The organism is Pseudomonas sp. (assembly GCF_050739655.1).
Lineage (GTDB): Bacteria > Pseudomonadota > Gammaproteobacteria > Pseudomonadales > Pseudomonadaceae > Aquipseudomonas.
In genome coordinates this window covers 1-2,063 of record NZ_JBOIBY010000267.1, presented here as the reverse complement: position 1 = coordinate 2,063, position 2,063 = coordinate 1, and the positions used below count along the sequence as shown (strand labels likewise).

The 2,063-nt window shown below is 57.2% G+C and carries 1 protein-coding gene, 1 tRNA gene and 2 pseudogenes; 3 read left to right on the top strand and 1 reads right to left on the bottom strand.

Going from position 1 to position 2,063, the window contains the following annotated elements; genetic code table 11:
* Positions 1-13: 13 nt before the first annotated feature.
* The 3 genes and pseudogenes from ACRESJ_RS13345 to ACRESJ_RS13335 all read left to right on the top strand — a co-directional run bounded on the left by ACRESJ_RS13345 (position 14) and on the right by ACRESJ_RS13335 (position 1,866).
* A tRNA-Pro gene (locus ACRESJ_RS13345) sits at positions 14-90 on the top strand.
* Positions 91-192: 102 nt separating this feature from the next.
* Positions 193-1,011: pseudogene (locus tag ACRESJ_RS13340) on the top strand (MCP four helix bundle domain-containing protein); the annotation flags it as partial.
* Positions 1,003-1,866, top strand: a complete 864-nt coding sequence (locus tag ACRESJ_RS13335; protein WP_431758303.1) for a methyl-accepting chemotaxis protein — start codon at positions 1,003-1,005, stop codon at positions 1,864-1,866. The pseudogene ACRESJ_RS13340 and the gene ACRESJ_RS13335, both read left to right, overlap by 9 nt.
* Positions 1,867-1,940: 74 nt before the next feature.
* Here the strand turns inward: ACRESJ_RS13335 and ACRESJ_RS13330 are convergent.
* Positions 1,941-2,063: pseudogene (locus ACRESJ_RS13330) on the bottom strand (IS481 family transposase); the annotation flags it as partial.

The following is a 2,063-nucleotide window of genomic DNA, read 5'->3' as shown; positions in this document are numbered from 1 at the left end:
GCCTTTTTTTTACCGGGGTATAGCGCAGTCCGGTAGCGCGCCTGCTTTGGGAGCAGGATGTCAGGAGTTCGAATCCCCTTACCCCGACCATATTAAAAATCCTCGTATCGAAAGATACGGGGATTTTTTTTTGCCTGTGAAAAAGCACAGCGCTTCAAGTCATCGTACAACTTGCCGATAAAGAGCTACCGGATGCCGACAGGGCTTCCACTCCAGCCAATAAAAATAAAGGCATTCGTCATGTTTCTTCGTCAGTTAAATATCGCACCCCGTGCTGCATTGGGTTTTGCCTTGATCGCGGTGCTTGTGGCGCTGCTCGGGATTTTTGCCTTGGGACAAATGTCGAGCATTCGCGAAAGCGAAGTGGCGGTGGAGAAGCAATGGCTACCAAGTATTCGCGGTGGTGACGAGATCCGCGAAATCATGCTGCGCATTCGCACCATTTCCCTGCGCATGGCCCTGGACCAGGACCCGAAGAACATTGCTCAGTACCGTAGCCAGATGGACACCCGGGACAAGGAGTTGAGCGAGAAAATCGCCGCCTATGACAAGTTGGTCACCACGGCTGAAGGCAAGGCGTTGTACGAACAGTTCAAAACCACCTTCACGGCCTATCGAGCCGGTATTGCCCAGTCGTTTGTCCTGGCGGAACAGGGGCGTCGCGACGAACTGACCAAATTGTTGCTGGTCGACATGAAAACCGTGGTCGACGGTTCCGGCAAACAGCTCAGTGATCTGGCGCAGATGTTCAGCCAACAAGTCGCGGCCGAAAGCGAGAAATCCAAAGAGCACTACGAAACATCGCGCACGATCGTGAGTTTGTTTATCGCCCTTGCAGCATTGGCAACCGTTGGACTGGCGATGTTGCTGACACGCAGCATCGTGCGTCCCTTGAGTGACGCGGTGACGGCCGCCGAGCATGTGGCGCAGGGTGACTTGACTCGGCCGATCGAAACCCATGGCAACGATGAAGTCAGCCGCTTGCTCAAGGCATTGGCTGCGATGCAGCAGAATCTGCGAGAAACCTTGCAGGGAATCAGTGGGTCGGCCACGCAGTTGGCGACAGCGGCCGATGAACTGAACGCCGTGACACGAAACAGCACCCAAGGTGTGCAACAGCAGAACAACGAGATTGAACAGGCGGCCACGGCGGTCAATGAGATGACCAGTGCCGTGGAAGAAGTAGCCCGTAACGCGGTATCCACTTCAGAGGCTACGCGTCAGTCCAGTGAATCGGCGCATCAGGGGCAGGAACGTGTCACCGAGACGGCCAGCGCCATCAGTTCGCTGGCCAGCGATGTGCGCAGTACCGGTGAGTTGGTGCAATCCCTGGCCAATCAATCCCAGGATATCGGCAAGGTGCTGGACGTGATCCGCGCCATCGCCGAGCAAACCAACCTGCTGGCGCTCAACGCGGCCATTGAAGCTGCGCGTGCGGGGGAGAGCGGTCGAGGCTTTGCGGTGGTGGCCGATGAAGTGCGTGCCTTGGCTTATCGCACGCAGCAGTCGACCCAGGAAATCGAGCAAATGGTGCAGGGCATGCGCAATGGCTCCAGTCAGGCGCTCGATGCCATGAATGCCAGCGCCTCACGTGCGGCCAGTACGCTGATCCTGGCTGAGCGAGCAGGCGAGGCCTTGCAAACGATCACCGCCTCGGTTCATCAGATTCACGAGCGAAATCTGGTGATTGCCAGCGCGGCGGAAGAGCAGGCGCAAGTGGCGCGCGAGGTTGATCGCAATTTGGTGAATATTCGGGACTTGTCGGTGCGGTCCGCCGCCGGAGCGGATCAGACCAATGCATCGAGCCATGAGTTGTCGCAACTGGCCAATGCGTTGCAGGGGATGGTGCGGCGGTTTCGGGTATAAAGCCGGCACAGAACAACGTAGGAGATTCTATGTTGCAGGCGAACCCTGCCGCCGACCCATGACTACCGTGGGAGCTAGCTGTGTAAACCCACCAGGTTGTTCACAGAAGCTATCCGGCTAATCGGCGGTAAATAACTCAGACTGGCATGTGGGCGATGCCAGTTGTACTCATGCAACCACGCCGGCAAGTATGCCGC